Source organism: Shinella sp. H4-D48, assembly GCF_022637395.1.
Lineage (GTDB): Bacteria > Pseudomonadota > Alphaproteobacteria > Rhizobiales > Rhizobiaceae > Shinella > Shinella sedimenti.
On sequence record NZ_CP093337.1, the window covers coordinates 480,001 to 497,240 of the forward strand.

General features: G+C 61.1%; 15 protein-coding genes, 1 tRNA gene and 2 rRNA genes (1 of these 18 running past the window's edge). 6 read left to right on the forward strand and 12 right to left on the reverse strand.

The features are described from left to right. The 4 genes from MNR02_RS02275 to MNR02_RS02290 all read left to right on the forward strand — a co-directional run. Positions 1-2,092: ribosomal RNA gene (locus MNR02_RS02275) — 23S ribosomal RNA — on the forward strand; it begins 707 nt to the left of the window's first position. Positions 2,093-2,284: 192 nt separating this feature from the next. Further along, a 5S ribosomal RNA gene (gene rrf, locus MNR02_RS02280) occupies positions 2,285-2,399 on the forward strand. 297 nt (positions 2,400-2,696) lie between these two features. Next, a tRNA-Met gene (locus MNR02_RS02285) sits at positions 2,697-2,773 on the forward strand. Positions 2,774-2,953: 180 nt separating this feature from the next. Beyond that, positions 2,954-3,514 carry a DUF2793 domain-containing protein gene (locus tag MNR02_RS02290; RefSeq protein WP_241947934.1) on the forward strand — a complete coding sequence of 187 codons (561 nt, stop codon included), beginning with the start codon at positions 2,954-2,956 and terminating at the stop codon, positions 3,512-3,514. 213 nt (positions 3,515-3,727) lie between these two features. On the opposite strand, the gene MNR02_RS02295 is transcribed toward MNR02_RS02290, so the two are convergent. From MNR02_RS02295 to MNR02_RS02320, 6 genes are all read right to left on the reverse strand, one after another. Then, the gene (locus MNR02_RS02295) at positions 3,728-4,450 is read right to left on the reverse strand and encodes an ABC transporter ATP-binding protein (protein WP_241947935.1); all 723 of its coding nucleotides are present in this window, start codon (positions 4,448-4,450) and stop codon (positions 3,728-3,730) included. Between the two features lies 1 nt (position 4,451). After that, a complete protein-coding gene (locus MNR02_RS02300) occupies positions 4,452-5,213 on the reverse strand; it encodes an ABC transporter ATP-binding protein (RefSeq protein WP_241948804.1) in 762 nt (253 codons plus the stop codon). A 2-nt stretch (positions 5,214-5,215) separates the two neighbouring features. Continuing rightward, entirely contained in the window at positions 5,216-6,190 is a 975-nt protein-coding gene (locus MNR02_RS02305; RefSeq protein ID WP_241947936.1) for a branched-chain amino acid ABC transporter permease, read from the reverse strand. Then, the gene (locus MNR02_RS02310) at positions 6,187-7,065 is read right to left on the reverse strand and encodes a branched-chain amino acid ABC transporter permease (RefSeq protein ID WP_241947937.1); all 879 of its coding nucleotides are present in this window, start codon (positions 7,063-7,065) and stop codon (positions 6,187-6,189) included. The genes MNR02_RS02305 and MNR02_RS02310 overlap by 4 nt, the downstream gene beginning before the upstream one ends. A gap of 86 nt (positions 7,066-7,151) precedes the next feature. Next, positions 7,152-8,279: an ABC transporter substrate-binding protein gene (locus tag MNR02_RS02315; protein ID WP_241947938.1), complete on the reverse strand. Its 1,128-nt coding sequence runs from the start codon at positions 8,277-8,279 to the stop codon at positions 7,152-7,154. Positions 8,280-8,498: 219 nt separating this feature from the next. Further along, positions 8,499-9,398 (reverse strand): NAD(P)-dependent oxidoreductase, encoded by a 900-nt coding sequence (locus MNR02_RS02320; RefSeq protein WP_241947939.1) that lies wholly within the window; start codon positions 9,396-9,398, stop codon positions 8,499-8,501. Between the two features lie 187 nt (positions 9,399-9,585). Between MNR02_RS02320 and MNR02_RS02325 the strand changes: the two genes are divergently transcribed. Continuing rightward, entirely contained in the window at positions 9,586-10,644 is a 1,059-nt protein-coding gene (locus tag MNR02_RS02325; RefSeq protein ID WP_241947940.1) for a Gfo/Idh/MocA family protein, read from the forward strand. A gap of 88 nt (positions 10,645-10,732) precedes the next feature. Here MNR02_RS02325 and MNR02_RS02330 read toward each other — a convergent pair whose 3' ends face one another. Beyond that, complete coding sequence (locus MNR02_RS02330) at positions 10,733-12,634, reverse strand: bifunctional sugar phosphate isomerase/epimerase/4-hydroxyphenylpyruvate dioxygenase family protein (protein WP_241948805.1); 1,902 nt, start codon at positions 12,632-12,634, stop codon at positions 10,733-10,735. Between the two features lie 110 nt (positions 12,635-12,744). Between MNR02_RS02330 and MNR02_RS02335 the strand changes: the two genes are divergently transcribed. After that, positions 12,745-13,428: a TetR/AcrR family transcriptional regulator gene (locus tag MNR02_RS02335; protein WP_241948806.1), complete on the forward strand. Its 684-nt coding sequence runs from the start codon at positions 12,745-12,747 to the stop codon at positions 13,426-13,428. Between the two features lie 9 nt (positions 13,429-13,437). Here MNR02_RS02335 and MNR02_RS02340 read toward each other — a convergent pair whose 3' ends face one another. The 5 genes from MNR02_RS02340 to pcaD all read right to left on the reverse strand — a co-directional run bounded on the left by MNR02_RS02340 (position 13,438) and on the right by pcaD (position 17,192). After that, positions 13,438-14,502: a 3-carboxy-cis,cis-muconate cycloisomerase gene (locus MNR02_RS02340; protein WP_241947941.1), complete on the reverse strand. Its 1,065-nt coding sequence runs from the start codon at positions 14,500-14,502 to the stop codon at positions 13,438-13,440. Positions 14,503-14,613: 111 nt separating this feature from the next. Next, positions 14,614-15,234, reverse strand: a complete 621-nt coding sequence (gene pcaG / locus MNR02_RS02345; RefSeq protein ID WP_241947942.1) for a protocatechuate 3,4-dioxygenase subunit alpha — start codon at positions 15,232-15,234, stop codon at positions 14,614-14,616. Position 15,235: 1 nt separating this feature from the next. Continuing rightward, positions 15,236-15,976, reverse strand: a complete 741-nt coding sequence (gene pcaH, locus MNR02_RS02350; RefSeq protein ID WP_241601606.1) for a protocatechuate 3,4-dioxygenase subunit beta — start codon at positions 15,974-15,976, stop codon at positions 15,236-15,238. Further along, positions 15,973-16,392 carry a 4-carboxymuconolactone decarboxylase gene (gene pcaC, locus MNR02_RS02355; RefSeq protein ID WP_241947943.1) on the reverse strand — a complete coding sequence of 140 codons (420 nt, stop codon included), beginning with the start codon at positions 16,390-16,392 and terminating at the stop codon, positions 15,973-15,975. Before pcaC ends, pcaH begins: the two co-directional genes overlap by 4 nt. Beyond that, positions 16,389-17,192, reverse strand: a complete 804-nt coding sequence (gene pcaD, locus MNR02_RS02360; RefSeq protein ID WP_241947944.1) for a 3-oxoadipate enol-lactonase — start codon at positions 17,190-17,192, stop codon at positions 16,389-16,391. Before pcaD ends, pcaC begins: the two co-directional genes overlap by 4 nt. Positions 17,193-17,240 lie beyond the last annotated feature (48 nt).

Sequence of the window (17,240 nt, forward strand, 5' to 3'; positions counted from 1 at the left end):
CCCGAAACCGAGTGATCTAGCCATGAGCAGGTTGAAGGTTGGGTAACACCAACTGGAGGACCGAACCCGCATCTGTTGCAATAGATTGGGATGACTTGTGGCTAGGGGTGAAAGGCCAATCAAACTCGGAGATAGCTGGTTCTCCGCGAAATCTATTTAGGTAGAGCGTCGACCGAATACCCTCGGGGGTAGAGCACTGGATGGGCTATGGGGACTCACCGTCTTACTGATCCTAACCAAACTCCGAATACCGAGGAGTACTAGTCGGCAGACACACGGCGGGTGCTAACGTCCGTCGTGAAAAGGGCAACAACCCTGACCTCCAGCTAAGGTCCCCAAGTCATGGCTAAGTGGGAAAGGATGTGAGGATCCCAAAACAACCAGGATGTTGGCTTAGAAGCAGCCATCATTTAAAGAAAGCGTAACAGCTCACTGGTCTAAATAAGGGTCTTTGCGCCGAAAATGTAACGGGGCTAAAGCCATGCACCGAAGCTGAGGATTTGCAGTTTACTGCAAGTGGTAGCGGAGCGTTCCGTAAGCCTGTGAAGGGAGACCCGTGAGGGCTCCTGGAGGTATCGGAAGTGCGAATGTTGACATGAGTAACGATAAAGGGAGTGAGAGACTCCCTCGCCGAAAGACCAAGGGTTCCTGCTTAAAGTTAATCTGAGCAGGGTTAGCCGGCCCCTAAGACGAGGCGGACACGCGTAGTCGATGGGAACCACGTTAATATTCGTGGGCCTGGTGGTAGTGACGGATTGCGTAACTTGTACATTCTTATTGGATTGGGTGTGCAGGGAAGCGGTTCCAGGAAATAGCTCCACCGTATAGACCGTACCCGAAACCGACACAGGTGGTCAGGTAGAGTATACCAAGGCGCTTGAGAGAACTCTGCTGAAGGAACTCGGCAAATTGCACGCGTAACTTCGGAAGAAGCGTGACCCCAAGGCACGCAAGTGTTTTGGGGTGGCACAGACCAGGGGGTAGCGACTGTTTATCAAAAACACAGGGCTCTGCGAAGTCGCAAGACGACGTATAGGGTCTGACGCCTGCCCGGTGCTGGAAGGTTAAGAGGAGAGGTGCAAGCTTTGAATCGAAGCCCCAGTAAACGGCGGCCGTAACTATAACGGTCCTAAGGTAGCGAAATTCCTTGTCGGGTAAGTTCCGACCTGCACGAATGGCGTAACGACTTCCCCGCTGTCTCCAGCAGAGACTCAGTGAAATTGAATTCCCCGTGAAGATGCGGGGTTCCTGCGGTTAGACGGAAAGACCCCGTGCACCTTTACTATAGCTTTACACTGGCATTCGTGTCGGCATGTGTAGGATAGGTGGTAGGCTTTGAAGCAGGGACGCCAGTTTCTGTGGAGCCATCCTTGAAATACCACCCTTATCGTCATGGATGTCTAACTGCGGCCCGTTATCCGGGTCCAGGACCGTGTATGGTGGGTAGTTTGACTGGGGCGGTCGCCTCCGAAAGAGTAACGGAGGCGCGCGATGGTTGGCTCAGACCGGTCGGAAATCGGTCGTCGAGTGCAATGGCATAAGCCAGCCTGACTGCGAGACTGACAAGTCGAGCAGAGACGAAAGTCGGTCATAGTGATCCGGTGGTCCCGCGTGGAAGGGCCATCGCTCAACGGATAAAAGGTACGCCGGGGATAACAGGCTGATGACCCCCAAGAGTCCATATCGACGGGGTTGTTTGGCACCTCGATGTCGGCTCATCGCATCCTGGGGCTGGAGCAGGTCCCAAGGGTTTGGCTGTTCGCCAATTAAAGCGGTACGTGAGCTGGGTTCAGAACGTCGTGAGACAGTTCGGTCCCTATCTGCCGTGGGTGTAGGAATATTGACAGGATCTGTCCCTAGTACGAGAGGACCGGGATGGACATATCTCTGGTGGACCTGTTGTCCTGCCAAGGGCATAGCAGGGTAGCTATATATGGAATGGATAACCGCTGAAGGCATCTAAGCGGGAAACCAACCTGAAAACGAGTATTCCCTTGAGAGCCGTGGAAGACGACCACGTTGATAGGCCGGGTGTGGAAGCGCAGCAATGTGTGAAGCTTACCGGTACTAATAGCTCGATTGGCTTGATCGTTCTCATTGTTCATGCTCATCTCAAGGCAAACGCGAAGCGTTTGTCCTGACAGAGCAAAGGCAAAAGCCTTTGCGACAGGCCCGGCGAACACGCAGTGTTCGTCCGGTTGTTGCTGAAGACGTGTTCAAAACTTAAGACAAACGAGGAAGTTTCCTTCCTCTACCAGCTTCTCATCACATTGCCCTTAGCCGACCTGGTGGTTATGGCGGGGTGGCCGCACCCGTTCCCATTCCGAACACGGCCGTGAAACGCCCCAGCGCCAATGGTACTTCGTCTTAAGACGCGGGAGAGTAGGTCGCTGCCAGGTCTGCTAAAGGCAATGTCATCTGGTTTTTGCGGAAGCGAAATACCTCTGGTTTTTGCGGAAGCGAAATACCAGCAGGTTTTGTCGCAAGACAAATACCGACAACAATCTTCTCGACACACATTCGGCCCTGCCGAAACCAAAGGGCCGCTTCAAGCGGCCTTTATGCTTTCCAAACCTCGGATACGAGGTCAGCGTAACAAACGGTATTTTGCCTCCGGCAAAAACCGGACCGGAAATACGATCTTTGCCTTCGGCAAAAATCGGTCGGTATTTTGCCTTACGGCAAAAACCGGGTAACGCGGGGTGGAGCAGCCCGGTAGCTCGTCAGGCTCATAACCTGAAGGCCGCAGGTTCAAATCCTGCCCCCGCAACCAAATCAAAAAGCCCCGCAGGCGTAAGCCGCGGGGCTTTCTCGTTTGGGGCAGGCGAGAGCCACCGCATGTCTTCGTCAGGCAAGACAACCGTTTCTTCCCCCGTAACGAAAACAGCGCGGTATCGTCCCCGTGTTCGGCAGCGGCCCCATAATCGTTCTCCCTGAAACAGGAATGGACGACATGGACAAGACCGACAACCTCAGCCTCCCCTATATCCTGCCTTCCCAGGCGCAGAAGCACGTCACCCATAACGAGGCCATCCGCGCGCTGGACGCCATGCTGCATCTGGCGGTGCTCAGCCGTGCCGTCGCAAACCCGCCCGAAAACCCCGCCGGCGGCGACCGCTACATCGTGCCCCCGGGCGCCACAGGAGACTGGAGCGCAAAGGAAACAAGCGTGGCGGCATGGCAGGACGGCGCCTGGGCCTTCTATGCGCCGCGCGAAGGCTGGCTCGCCCATGTCCTCGACGAAAACCGCATCCTCGTGTTCAAGGCCGGCAGCTGGAGCCCCGCCGCCTTTGCCGTCGCCATTCCAGACCAGGTCGGCATCAACACCTCCGCAGACGCAACAAACCGCCTCGCCGTCGCCTCCCCAGCCTCCCTCTTCACAAATGAAGGCGCAGGACACCAGATCAAGATCAACAAAGCCGCAACCGCCCACACCGCATCACTCCTCTACCAAACAGCATGGTCCGCAAGAGCAGAATTGGGACTCGCTGGCAACGACGGCAACCTCTGTTGATGCTGCGGGGAAACTGTCCTTCTCTGTCTGAATCATCACGTAACGAAATTCACGGCGCCGTGGGCGCAAAGAGTAGGGACTGGGCGATGTGCCGGTTTCCTTCAAATTGGACTTTTTCAACGGGCCAAGTCGCCGGAAAGTCCGCATAATATACGACAAGGCCCGGCAGGTGGTTCTGCCGGGCCTTTCACGCATTGCGCCTGCGGAGGAGCGTCAGGCGGCCTCCTCGATGTGGCCGCCGAGGAAAAGCTGGCCGACCCGGGGATCCTTCAAGAGCGCATCGGCCTTGTCGAACATGCGTGTCTGGCCAAGTTCCAGCACCAGGCCATAGTCAGACATGGCGAGCGCAGCCTTGGCGTTCTGTTCGACCATGAGGATTGTCACGCCTTGGTCCCGCAGGCGGAGGAGTGTCTGGAACACCTCCTGGACGAGATTGGGCGAGAGGCCGATGGAGGGCTCGTCGATCAGGATCAGCTTGGGGTCCAGAAGCAGCGCACGGGCGATTTCCAGCTGCTTCTGCTGGCCACCGGACAGCTCGATGGCCTTCTGATCCTTCCGCTCGCGCAGCATCGGGAACTGGTCCATGACCTCCTCCATGCGCCGTTTCACCTTGGTTTGGTCCTTGGACGTGATGCCGCCGAGCTCGAGATTGTGCAATACGGAAAGCTGCGGCACGACATTGCGGCCCTGCGGCACGTAGGTGACACCCCGGGCGATCATCTCGGCTGGCGACTTTCGCGTCACCGTCTCTCCGTCAAGCCGGATTTCTCCCGACTGGATGTTCAGCAGGCCGAAAATGGCCTTGAACACGGTGGACTTGCCTGCGCCGTTGGGGCCGATCACGGTGGTGATCGACGCCTTGGGAATGGTGAAGGACGTACCGTTGAGAATGGTGATCCGGCCGTAGCCGCCGGTGATGTTCTTCAGCTCCAGCATGTCAGCCTCCGAGATAAGCGTCGATGACCATCTGGTTCGACCGGATCTCGTCCGGGCTCCCCTCGGCAATGATCTCGCCCTGCGCCAGCACGATGATGCGCGTGCACAGCGACATCACGAACTCCATATTGTGCTCGATGACGACGAAGGTCGTGCCATGCTCGCGGTTATAGGTGATGAGCCGTTCCTTGAGATGGCCAAGCATGGTGAGGTTCACGCCGCCCGCCGGTTCGTCGAGCAGCACGATGCCGGGCCCGGCCATGAAGGCCATCGCGGCATCCACGAGCTTCTGCTGGCCATAGGACAGCGAACCCGCCTCCGTATCGCGGTAGGGCGTCAGGCGGAAGAACTCGATCAGCTGCTCGGCTTTCTCCGTGAGCCCAGCATCCGATTTGCCGAAGAGGCGTAAGAGCATCGATCCCTCATGCTCCTGGCCGGCAAGGATGACATTGTCGAGCACCGACATTTTCGGGAAAACCGAAAGCTGCTGGAAGGTGCGTCCGACACCCATGAGGGAAAGGTCGGCCGGACGCACGCCATCGGTCGACTGGCCGTTGATCTCGCAGTGGCCTTCCGTCGGGCGCAGCTGGCCGAGGATGCAGTTGAACAGCGTGGACTTGCCGGAGCCGTTCGGGCCGATCAGTCCGAGGATCTCGCCGCGCTGGACATCGAAACTCACGCCGTTGACGGCGCGGATGCCGCCAAACTGCTTGGAGATATTGCGGACCGAGAGGATGGGGCCGTCGTGGTGCTTGGTGTGCATGTTCACAGCTGGACTCCCTGCTTGAGATCGCGACGGGCTTCATGTTTCGGCTTGAACGTCTCGAACAGCTTATGCCCAAGGCCGATCAGGCCGTTTGGCGAATAGACCATGAGAACGATCACGAGGAAGGCGTAGATGATGAGGTAGTAACCCTCGGTGAAGCGCAGCACTTCCGGCAGCAGGATGACAACCGCGGCCCCCAGCATTGGTCCGAAGAAGAAGCCCGCACCACCGACGACGACCATGAGCAGCAGCTTCAGCGAATGCATGAGGGCGAAGCTCGACGGTTCGATGAACTGCACCAGCGGCGACTGGAGCGCACCGGCGAGACCGCCGAAGGCCGAGCCGATGGCAAAGGCGAGCAGCGTCTGGCGGCGGACCTTCAGGCCGAGGCTTTCGGCGCGGATCGGGTTCTCGCGCAAGGCCTTGAAGGCGCGACCCCAGGGCGAGCGCAGGATCCACCACATCGAAAAGGCGGCTATCAGGAAGCAGACCAGTGAGAAATAGTAAAAGGCGAGGTTGCTGTCCGTCGATAAGCCGAAGAAGGACGGGCGCTCCATGCCGCTGAGGCCGAAGGAGCCGCCGGTAATGTCTTCCTCATTGCGCAGCACCAGGAACAGCAAGGTATTGAAGGCAAGGGTTACGAAGGCGAGGAAGTGATGCTGGACGCGCAGGGCCGGATAGCCGAGCAGCAGGCCGACGGCGAAGCTGGAGAGGATCGACGCGATGACCGCCACGCCCCAGTGCATGCCGGCAAGCGTCATCAGCGCGGTGATATAGGCGCCGATGCCCATGAAGCCGGCCTGTGCCAGGCTGACCTGGCCGGCATAGCCGAGCGTCAGGTTCAGCCCCATCGCGGCGATGGAAAACAGGAGCCACGAGCAGAGCGTATAGACGATGTAGTTGCCCTGGCCGATCGGGGCCAGGATGAGTGCCGCGACGCCGGCGAGGAGAAGAAGGGGGCGAAGGCGGGTCATACAGTTCTCCCTTCCGAGGTGCCGAGCAGGCCCTGCGGGCGCAGCAGGATGATGACGATGAGCAGGATGAGCGGCATGGCCGAGCGATACTGGGCGGAGATGTAGACCGCCGAGAGATTGTCGATGACACCGATCAGCAGGCCGCCGACAAGGGCGCCGCGGATCTGGTTGAAGCCGCCCACGATAGCCGCAATAAAGGCGACGAGGCCGAGCGTTTCACCGTTCGAAAATTTCGCCAGATAGATAGGCGAGATCAGAACGGAGGCGATGGTGGCGAGCGTCGCGTTGATCAGGAACGTGTAGAGCACCATGCGCTTGACGTTGACGCCGAGGATTTCCGCAACGGCCGGATTCTGCGCGCTCGCCTGCATGCAGCGGCCCGTTCGGGTGCGGCTGAGGAAGAGCTGCAGGCCACCGATGGCAAGCATGGAGACGACGAGATTGCCGATATCCTGCACGGAAACGCTGGCGCCCGCGATGTGGTAGACATCCTGCGGGAAGATGGCGGGGAAGGGCTGGGCGGTCGCGCCGTAGAACTCCTTCACGCTTTCCTTCATCAGAAGGCCGAGCGCGATGGTGGCGATGACCAGCGGCAGCGTGCCGTGCGGCAGCATGGGCTCGACGATCAGCCGCTTGAAGGCGACGCCGAGAATGAGGAGAGACAGCACCAACGCGAGGATGACGGACGTCCACATCGGCAGGCCGAGCACGGTCATGCCGATAAGGACGAAGAAAGCCGGTAGCATGACGAACTCGCCCTGGGCGAAGTTGATCGTCTGCGACGCCTGCCAGAGCAGCGTGAAGCCGACGGCGGCAAGCGCGTAGATGGAGCCTGCGGCAAGGCCGGAGATCAGGATTTGGAGAAGCTCGGCCATGATGAAGTCCTCAAGGGCTGGTGGTCGGCTTGGCGATGTTGGATGGGCACGCCGGTGGCGCAATGCGCCACCGGCGATGGGACCGGTCAGTTGGCGGGCAGGATGGCCTCGACGACCTGATTGCCGTTCTCGACCTTCACAAAGAAGCTCTCGCGCGACATTTCACCCGTTTCGTCCCAGCTCACATCCATCAGGACGCCAGGATATTCGGAGGCCTTGAGGGTAAGGCCATGCATTTTCTCGGCGATGGCCTTGCTGTCCGGCGAGCCGACCATTTCGGTGACGTATTTCAGCGTCCAGGCGGCGGTGTAGCCCTTGATGGCGTTGTGGTCCGGCGTGTATTTGAACTTGGTCTTGAAGCGCTCGACCATGTCCTTCAGGGCGGGCACATCTGCATCCGGTGTCAGACCGACATGGCCCATGGCGCCATTTGCGGCATCGCCGGCAAGCTCGATCACCTTGTGACCGATCAGGGTGGTTTCGCCGATCAGCGGCTTATCGATGCCCTGCTTGCGGGCCTCGCGCAGGAAGCGCGCGCTTTCCTCTTCGGTGTAGTAGACGAAGAAGGCATCGGCATTGGAATTCTTGAGCTTCAGCACGTCGGCGGAGAAATCGGCCTGGGCCTGTTCGGAAGGAACGTCCACGACGATCTCGAGGCCGGCCTTGGCTGCTTCATCGATAAAGGCCTGATGGCCGCCCTTGCCGAATTCGGTATTCGCCCAGGCGACGCCGACCTTCTTCACACCCATTTTCTCGACCATGTACTTCACCATTTTCGGAACGCCCTTCTGCGAGCCGAAAGCCGTGCGGAAGATATAGGGGTTGCCCTTGGCGGTGATCGACGGGGCTTCGGAACCGGTGAACTGCGGAATGCCATACTGCTTGGCGACGATCATGTTCACGACGGTCGAAGACGAGAAGACGGTGCCCATGATGGCGTAGACTTCATCGTCGATCGCCTTCTGGACCATAGCGCGGGAAACTTGCGGATCGGTCTGGCTGTCATATTCGATAACCTTGACGGGTTCCTTGAGGATGCCGCCTTCGGCATTGATTTCCTCGAAGCCCATATTCACGCCGTCACGGAAATTCGTTCCAGCGGCAGCGCCGGGGCCGGACAGCTCGACGATCGAGCCGACCTTGAGATCTGCCAGCGCGGGTGCCGCGCCAAGCGCCAGCACCATTGCGGTTGCGGAAAGCAGTTTCTTGATCATCGTGTTCCTCCCTTGAATGATCATATGCCGAAATCCGAAAGCGCACCCGAATGGCTCGTTTTCGAAACGCAGTCTCCAGGTCTCCTCCCCGGCAGGCCGCGATTTGTCTTCCTCCTGTCACCCTATGTCCGCGCGCGACGGTTCGTCTTGTCCGGCGGGCTGTCGGCTTGATGATTGACAAGACCATGCGAACGGTAGCGGGGAAATGGACAATGGGGGTTAAACATTGGATGATTCCGCATCGGCTGTGCCGGTGATTTCGGCAAGCGACAAGCGGATGCCGGTCTTGATATCGGTGATCGGCTGGGCACCAAGCAAGGCCGGGACCGGGTCCGAGGCGAGATCGGCGGGGATGCGCAACGGTGGTCCATCAATGGTGATGTCCGACCAGCCGGTCTGTATCGACAGTTCGGTCACGAAGTCTTCCATCTCGGCGGTATCGCCGGCCATCGTCAGCGCGGTCGCACCCGCCAGCGGCACCGTCATCGCTGTGGCAAGCAGGCGGGCGACATCATCGACGAAGACGAACCCAACACGGCCGGAAAAGCGGATCTGCGCCGGTTTGCCGTTCGCAGCAGCCGCAAGGGCGATGGACGGGCCGGCGGCGATGCCCGCGCTGATGCCCGGCCCGTAAACGATGTAGGGACGCAAGCCGAGGCTCGGCACGCCATGGTCGAGGAAGAACGCACGGGCAGCTCCTTCCACCGCAAGCTTGGTCGCGCCATAGATGGTCATGGGCTGCGGATGGATTGCATCTTCCGGCCCGAACACGCCGGCCGTCGAGAGATAGGCGACCGGAAGACGGTTGGGTTTTGCGGCCTCGAATACATTGAGGCTGCCGATGAGATTGACGCGCGCGCCAAGCACCGGGTCGCGGGCGCAGTCCACCGTCATAAGCCCGGCGAGATGGACAATTCCATCACAGCCATGCGCTGCCTCGATAACGGAGGCGGTATCGGTTATATCGCCCGAGACGATTTCGACATCGAGTCCCGGCGGAAGCCGTTCGGGGCGGGGTGCGAGATCGAAGATGCGCACGGAGTGGCCTGCGGCGGCAAGCGCTGCTGCAGCGCGCACCCCGACGAAGCCGGTCCCGCCGGTCAGGAGGATGCGGCTCACGTCCGCTCTCCAATATATCCGACGTGGCAGAGTCCGGTAACCCGTTCTGTTCCAGGGTGCTGCATGCGGTCTCCTACTCCCCTATCGATCTTGATCATTGCAAAAAATGGAATGACGTTCAATATTAAACTTGAATTCCAATTTATTTTTGTTCTGTTACGTTTTTGGAGTGGCCAGGGAGGACCTTATGATAAAGAAGATCGGCATCGCCGTGATCGGTGCGGGCGTTATCGGCAAAACGCATATCGATACATTGGTGCGTATGGACGGTGTGCAGCTTTCGGCGATTGTCGACCCGGCACCCACCGGGCGCGCGCTTGCAGAGGCCCATGGTGTGCCGTGCCTGCCCGATGTCGCCGCGCTCATCGATGCCGGACTGGCACAGGCTGCCATCGTCGCAACGCCGAATGAAACGCATCTTCCGGTATCGGAAGCCCTCATGCGGGCCGGCATTCCTGTGCTCCTGGAAAAACCCGTTGCCGAAAGCCTTGCCTCGGCCCTGCAGCTTATCGCGGTGGCGGAGGAAACCGGAGTGCCGCTTCTCGTCGGCCATCACCGCCGCCACAATCCGATCATCCGTGCCGCCCATGCCGCGATCCATGCCGGCCGGATCGGCGATCTCGTCATGGCGACCGTCACCTGCGCGCTGGCAAAGCCCGCCTCCTATTTCGAGGCGGGATGGCGGCGCGCGCCCGGGGCTGGCGGGCCGCTTCTCATCAACCTCGTTCACGAGATCGACCTGATGCGCCATTTCTTCGGCGAGATTGCCACCGTGCAGGCGATCGCCAGTAACGCGCGGCGCGGCTTTGCGGTAGAGGATACGGCCGCGGTGGCGCTGACCTTCGCGCGCGGCGGGCTTGCCACGCTGTGCATTTCCGACGCGGCGACTGGTCCCTGGGCCTGGGACCTGAGCGCAGGCGAGAACCTTGTGCGTTTCCCGGCTCATCCCGTTAGCGCTCATCACTATTCCGGCAGCCGCGCGGGGCTTTCCCTGCCCGACCTGACCGTATGGGAGCCCGATGGCGAACCGGACTGGACGCGCAAGCTCACGCCATCCGTCCTGGCGGTCGAGGCCGCAGACCCCTACGAGGCGCAGATCGCGCACTTCGCCACGCTGGTCCGCGAAGGCGGTGCGCCGCTGGTGTCCGCACGTGACGCCACCGCAAACCTTATCGTTCTCGATGCCATCCGTGCGGCCGCGCAAAGCGGCAGGACTGTCGCGGTCGATCTCTCCGCGCTGGGCTGACGCGAACCGGGGCGTCGGATCTGGAACAGGAGCAGGCTCAGAAAAAACCGGGCCTGCTTCCGATCCTGCGCGCAGGCTCGCGCATTGCTCAGCTCTTCGGCATGCCGTCAGGGCGCAGGAGGCGCCGTTGGGCTGCGATGCGGAACGGCGCATTCATCGCGCCGTAGCCGGCATAGGCGCCACGCCGTTCCACGACCTCGAAGAAGAAGCCCTCGCCGAAGGTGCGGCTGTAGATCTGGAAATATTCGCCGTTGTCGTCGCGGTCGTAGAGGATGCTGGCCGCCCGCAGCGCGTCGGAGAATTCGGGCTCGAGGCCGAAGCGGGCTTCCAGGTCGTCATAGTAGTTGCGCGAAATCGGCAGGGCCTGGAAGCCGCGGGCTTCGAGTTGCTTTGCCGTTGCGAAAATGTCGTCCGTCGCCAGCGCGATGTGCTGGATGCTCGTGCCGAAGCCTTCCGCCAGGAACTTGCCGGCAAAGGTCTTGCGGCTGTCGGCGCCGTTCATTGTCAGCCGGAACGCCGGCTCGGGGACGCTTTCGATCGCCTGGCTGCGCACGAGACCGCCCGGATCGACCACATCGACCATCGGCGTGCGCCGCGTCGAGAAGATCGACGTGTAGAACAGAAGCCAGGTCAGCATCTCGTCGTAGCGGGTCGTCTGGGCCAGATGGTCGATGCGGGTGAGGCCGGCGCCGGCTGCCTCGGATTTCTCGTCGATCGCAACGAACTCGTTGTCCCAGATGCCTGACAGCGCCGGCGTGTCATCGAGAAAATAGACCACTCCGTTGCCGACGCCCTGAATGGCCGGTACGGCGGCCTCACCGGGCTGGCGTGGCTCCGCGAAGGTCGGCGCGCCGAGCGCAGCCGCACGCTTCAGCGCATCGGCGGCATTCTCGACCTTGATTCCGAAGGCATAGGCATTGGTGCCATGCACGGAATAGGAGGCGCTGGCGAAGCTGTCGCTCTGCGTGTCGGTATTGATCACGATGCGGATGTCGCCCTGTGTGTAGAGATCCACGTCGCGGTTGCGGTGACGGGCCGAGCGGGAAAAGCCGAGTGTGGAAAGCAGGGCGCCGAGATCGTCCTTGTCTTCCGCTGCCGTGGTGAACTCGACGAACTCGACGCCCTGCGTGTGAATGCGGTCGGGCATGTCGGGTGCCGTGATGGCGATATCAGGCTCCAGCCGCCGAACCTGATCCATGATGTAGACAAGAGAACGATGGCCGTCCTCGGCGAGCGCGCGGGCCGAGCCGCCGCGGAACTGGTCGTTGAAGATTTCGAGCGAGAGCGGGCCGTTATAGCCGGTGGCGGCAACCGCGCGCATGAAGTCGACGACCGGTAGGTCGCCTTCGCCCGGCATGTTGCGGAAGTGGCGGCTCCAATAGAGCAGGTCCATGTCGAACAGCGGTGCGTCGGCCAGCTGCACGATGAAGATCTTGTCGCCGGGGATGGAGCGGATCGAGTTGGGGTCGATCTTGCGCGAGAGGGTATGGAAGCTGTCGAGGATGATGCCGACATTGGCGTGATCGGCGCGGCGCACCACTTCCCATGCGTCGCGGTGGTCGCTGACATGGCGGCCCCAGGCCAGCGCCTCATAGCCGACACGCACGCCGTGTCGCGCGGCCAGTTCGCCGAGTTCGTAAAAGTCCGCCGCGGCGCGGTCGATGCCGCCCAGCGAGATTGGCGAGACATTCGAGCAGATCAGGATGAGATCGGTGCCGAGTTCGCCCATGATGTCGAACTTGCGCTGAGCACGATCGAAAGCGCGGGCACGGTGCGGCTCCGGCATGCCCTCAAAGTCGCGGAACGGCTGGAAAAGCGTGATGTCGAGCCCGTGATCGGCGGCCATCCTCGACACTTCGCGCGGCGAGGCATCATAGGTCAGGAAGTCGTTCTCGAAAATTTCAACGCCCGTGAAGCCCGCCTTGGCGATGGCCGCCAGTTTTTCGGGAAATTCGCCGCTGATGGAGACGGTGGCGATCGAGGTCTTCATTGCCGCGCGTGCTCTGGCTGTGTCGACGGGGGCCATATTGCCTTCCTTTCCGGCGTTATGTACGATTCAGTTAATAATGTGACATGCGCGGGCTTGGCCGGCAATGGATGATGATGAAACAGGGCGCTGCGACGAAAGAAGAAAAACAGGTGCGGCAGGCCAAGCGGGATCCCGAGGGCGTGCGTCGCGATATCCTCGCGGTTGCGATGGAGGAATTCTCGCAGAACGGTCTTTCGGGTGCGCGCATCGACGAGATCGCGGCACGAACGCGCACATCCAAGCGCATGATCTACTATTACTTCGGCGACAAGGAAGGCCTGTACCAGCGCGTCCTGGAAGAAGCTTACGCGGAAGTGCGCGGCGGTGAGAGCGAGCTTGAACTCGATGGGCTCGATCCCGTCGCGGCGCTGGTGAAGCTGTGTCGCTACACGTTCGACCATCATCGCCGCAACCCGTCCTTCATTCGCATGGTGATGATCGAGAATATTCACCACGGCCGGCACATGCAGCTTTCGGAAAACATCAGGGGACTGAACCGTCTGGCGATCGAGTCGCTGGAAGCCGTGCTGAAGCGCGGGCAGGAGGCCGGCCTGTTCCGCGAGGGGCTCAATCCGCTGGAGCTGCACTGGCAAATCAGCGCCCTGTCCTTCTTCAACGTGTCGAATGCGGCCACCTTTTCCTTCATTTTCGGCGACGCGCTGTTTATGCCTGATGGTCAGGAGACGCTGTCCAGCCATGTCGCCGATATGGTGCTGCGCTACGTCAGGGTAGAGCATCCTCGTCCTGGGGCTTAAGCCGCCGTTTCAATCATGTCCTTCGCGGCCCAGCCGCTCTATCTGGCCGAGAAGCCGGATTGCCGTCGAAAGCGCAACGCCCGTCGCCGCCAACATCTGCGGCAGTACGAGCCATTCCAGTGTCCAGGCAGCGCCGGACCGCTCCTGTTCGTGCACCATCGAGTGATGCATGGCGGAAAGCTGCACGGCGTTGAAGCGCGCGAGCGAGACAAGAAGTTCGGCCGCGACCGGATTTTGCTTGTGCGGCATGGCGGACGAACCGCCACCGCCCGATAGGCGGATCTCGCCGCCGACTTCTGCCAGGAGTGCCACGTCTTGTCCGAATTTTCCAAGGCTTCCCGAAATGAGCGAAAGGATACCTGCGAACTCCGCCAGACCATCGCGCTGGCTGTGCCATTGCGGCCGGTCGGCAAGATCGAGCCTGCGGGCTAGTGCCGCCCTCACATCCGCGCCCTTGTCGCCAAGCTTTTCGAGGGTGCCGGCAGCCCCGCCGAACTGTACGGCAAAGCCTTCGGCGCTAAACAGCGCCAGCCGCTGTGCTGAGCGATCAAGCGGCTCGCGCCAGCTTCGAACCCGGTCGGAAACGGTGATGGGGATCGCCGCCTGCATGCGGGTGTGGCCCATCAGCGCGTTCTGGCCATCACGCCTCCGAACGGTGTCGAGGCCAGCGATCGTAGATGCCAGCCTCTTTGCGAGAATGCCCGTTGCGGTCTTCAGCCTGAGCATGAGGCTGGTGTCGATGACATCCTGGCTTGTCGCGCCGAAATGGACGTTTTTGGACGCCGTACCGCCGACCGTACGACGCAACTGCCGCACGAGCTCTGGAATGACGACGCCGTCGTTTGCCACCCCGTTCGCCAGAGCTTCCATGTCGGGCTTGAAGTCCGACAGGGCGGAGGCGATGGATGCTGCCGCATCCGCAGGAATGATGTCGTGTTCCGCTTCCGCATGCGCCAACGCCGTCTCGAAGCGCAGCATGGCGGCGATATCCGCCTCAGCCGAGAAGAGTGGCGCAATCTCGGCGTCGCCCATCAGGCCGGAGAGGAAAGGGTGCTCGAACGGTGTGAGGCTCATGAAGACCTTTAGAGCATTTACGGTCGAAGCAGGATCGCTTCGGCGTCGGCCAATGCGGCAAAGACAAAAAGGGAGGACATTTCCGGTGAGCCGGTGCTTACCGGAAATGGTCTAGATGTCGAAGAACACGGTTTCGCCGTCGCCCCGCAGGCGAATGTCGAAGCGGTAGGTGTTGTCGCCCTCCTTCTTCGCGATCAGCGTCGGGATGCGGTCCTTGTGCTCGATGCGTGCGAGAACCGGATCTTCCGCATTGGCCGTTTCCTCCTCGGGAAAGTACATGCGCGTATGCAGTCCGATATTGATGCCTCGGGCGACGATCCAGAAGGTGATGTGCGGCGCCATCCAGCGGCCGTCCTTGAAGGGAACGCGGCCGGGCTTGATGGTCTCGAACACGAATTCGCCGGTGTCCATGTCGCCGGGCGAACGGCCCCAGCCAAGGAAGTTCGGATCCGCCTCACCGCGCGTTTCGCTCGGGCTGTTGTAGAAGCCGGCATCGTCTGCCTGCCAGATCTCCACCAGCGCGTCCTTCAGCGCGTAACCGCCGCCATCATAGACGGTGCCGCGAATGGTGACACGGGTTCCGCGTGTCTCATTATTATAGAGCGCGCCGGAACCGAGATCCTTTTCGAAGACGCCGTGAATGCCGACAAAGTTCGGCGTGCATCCGATATGGACGTAAGGACCTGCGGTCTGCGAGGCGCTTTCCTTGAGATAGCCAAGCGGTTGAACCATGTCAGTTGCCCTCCGGACGGTTCTCGAAGAAGGTGGAGCGGCGGCCTCGCAGCACGATGTCGAACTTGTAGGCGCGCATGTCCATGGGAATGGTCGCGTTCATGTCGAGCGGGGCGACGAGACGGCGGATCGCATCCTCGTCCGGTACCGTCTTGACGATGGGACAACGCCAGATCAGCGGGTCGCCCTCGAAATACATCTGGGTGATCAGGCGCTGCTGGAAGCCGTGGCCGAAGATCGAGAAGTGGATGTGCGCCGGGCGCCAGTCGTTGACGCCGTTCGGCCAGGGATAGGGGCCGGGTTGGATCGTCTTGAACCAGTAGTAACCGCTGTCATCCGTGATGGTGCGCCCGACGCCGCCGAAGTTCGGGTCGACCGCCGCCAGATAGGTTTCCTTCTTGTGGCGGTAGCGACCGCCGGCATTGGCCTGCCAGAATTCGACCAGGGCACCCGGCACACCGGCGCCACGCTCGTCGAGCACGCGGCCGTGCACGAGGATGCGTGGGCCGATCGGCATTTCGCCCGGCTTCGCATAGTTCAGGATAAGGTCGTTATCGAGCGGGTTGAGCATGCCGTGGCCGAAGACCGGCCCGGTGATTTCGCTCTTCGTACCCTCAAGAGAGATGAGCGCGCGCTGCGGTGAACGCAGGATGGAGGTCTTGTACCAGGGCGTGTAGGCCGGCGGATGAATGTCGCGGTCCCGTGCGAAGAAAGGCCCTGTCTCGGGCGGTTGATTGCTCATTTCACTCCCTCCTTCTCGGTGTTTTCGGCGCGCATGCCGGCGAGCGCCTGCTTGGCGATCTTGAAAGCATGGTTGGCCGCCGGCACGCCGGCATAGATCGCGACATGCATCAGCGCCTCGCGAATGTCTTCCTCCGTGGCGCCGGTATTGGCCGTGGCGCGCACATGCATGGCAACTTCCTCATCCTGCCCGAGTGCAGCCAGAAGCGCGATAGTCACCATCGAGCGCTCACGCTTGGTCCACTGGCTACCTGACCAGACGGTGCCCCAGGCGGCTTCGGTTATCAGCGTCTGGAACGGCTGGTCGAAGGGCGTTGCATTGGCGCCCGCGCGGTCCACATGCGCATCCCCCAGCACGGCACGCCGGGTGACCATGCCCTTGGTGTAGCGTTCGGACAGCTGGGTAGTGTCGGTCATGCTCGATGCTCCGGCAGGGATGTCAGGAAAGCGCGGACGGCGGCGCTGTAAGCGACCGGCTGCTCGACACAAGGAATGTGGCCGCAGCCGGGAATTTCGACAAAGGCGCTGTGGGCAATCAGGCCGGAAAGCGATCTGACCAGTTCGGGCGGCGTGGAGCCGTCCTGATCGCCCACGACGCAGAGAGTGGGAACGGCGATCCGTCCTGCGGCCTCGGTATAGTCGGCATCCCGAATGGCCGCGCAGGTTCCGCAATAGCCGTCCACCGGCTGACGTGCCAGCATGGTGCGGCAGCCGGCATATAGCGCTTTGTCGGCTGTGCGGAATGGCGGCGTGAACCAGCGTTCCATGATCGGGTCGATCATGCCCTCAAGGCCGTTGGCCAGGATGGTATCGATGCGCGTGTTCCACATGTCGGGCGTGCCGATCTTGTGGGCGGTGTTGGACAGGACCAGCGCTGCAACAAGGCCGGGGCGCTTGTCGTGCACCGCCTGCGCGACGAGGCCGCCGACGGAAAGGCCCCAGACGATCGTCTTTTCGATCTTCAAATGGTCGAGAAGCGCAATGAGATCGTCGGCATGGCGGTCGATCGAATAGGGTGGGGTGCCGGTGCCGGAAAGCCCATGGCCGCGCTTGTCGTGCAGCACATAGCCATAGGCGTCGCCCAACGCATCCATGACCGCATCCCAGATGCGGAAATCGGTGCCAAGCGAGTTGATAAAGGCAATGACGGGCTTGCCCTGCGCGATGCCCGCGGTGCGGTAGTGGATCGCGGCATCGCCGACGTGCAGAAACTTCATGGTGGCGCTCCTCTTGATCTGAGGTCTAGCAATTATAAAACGGTTAAG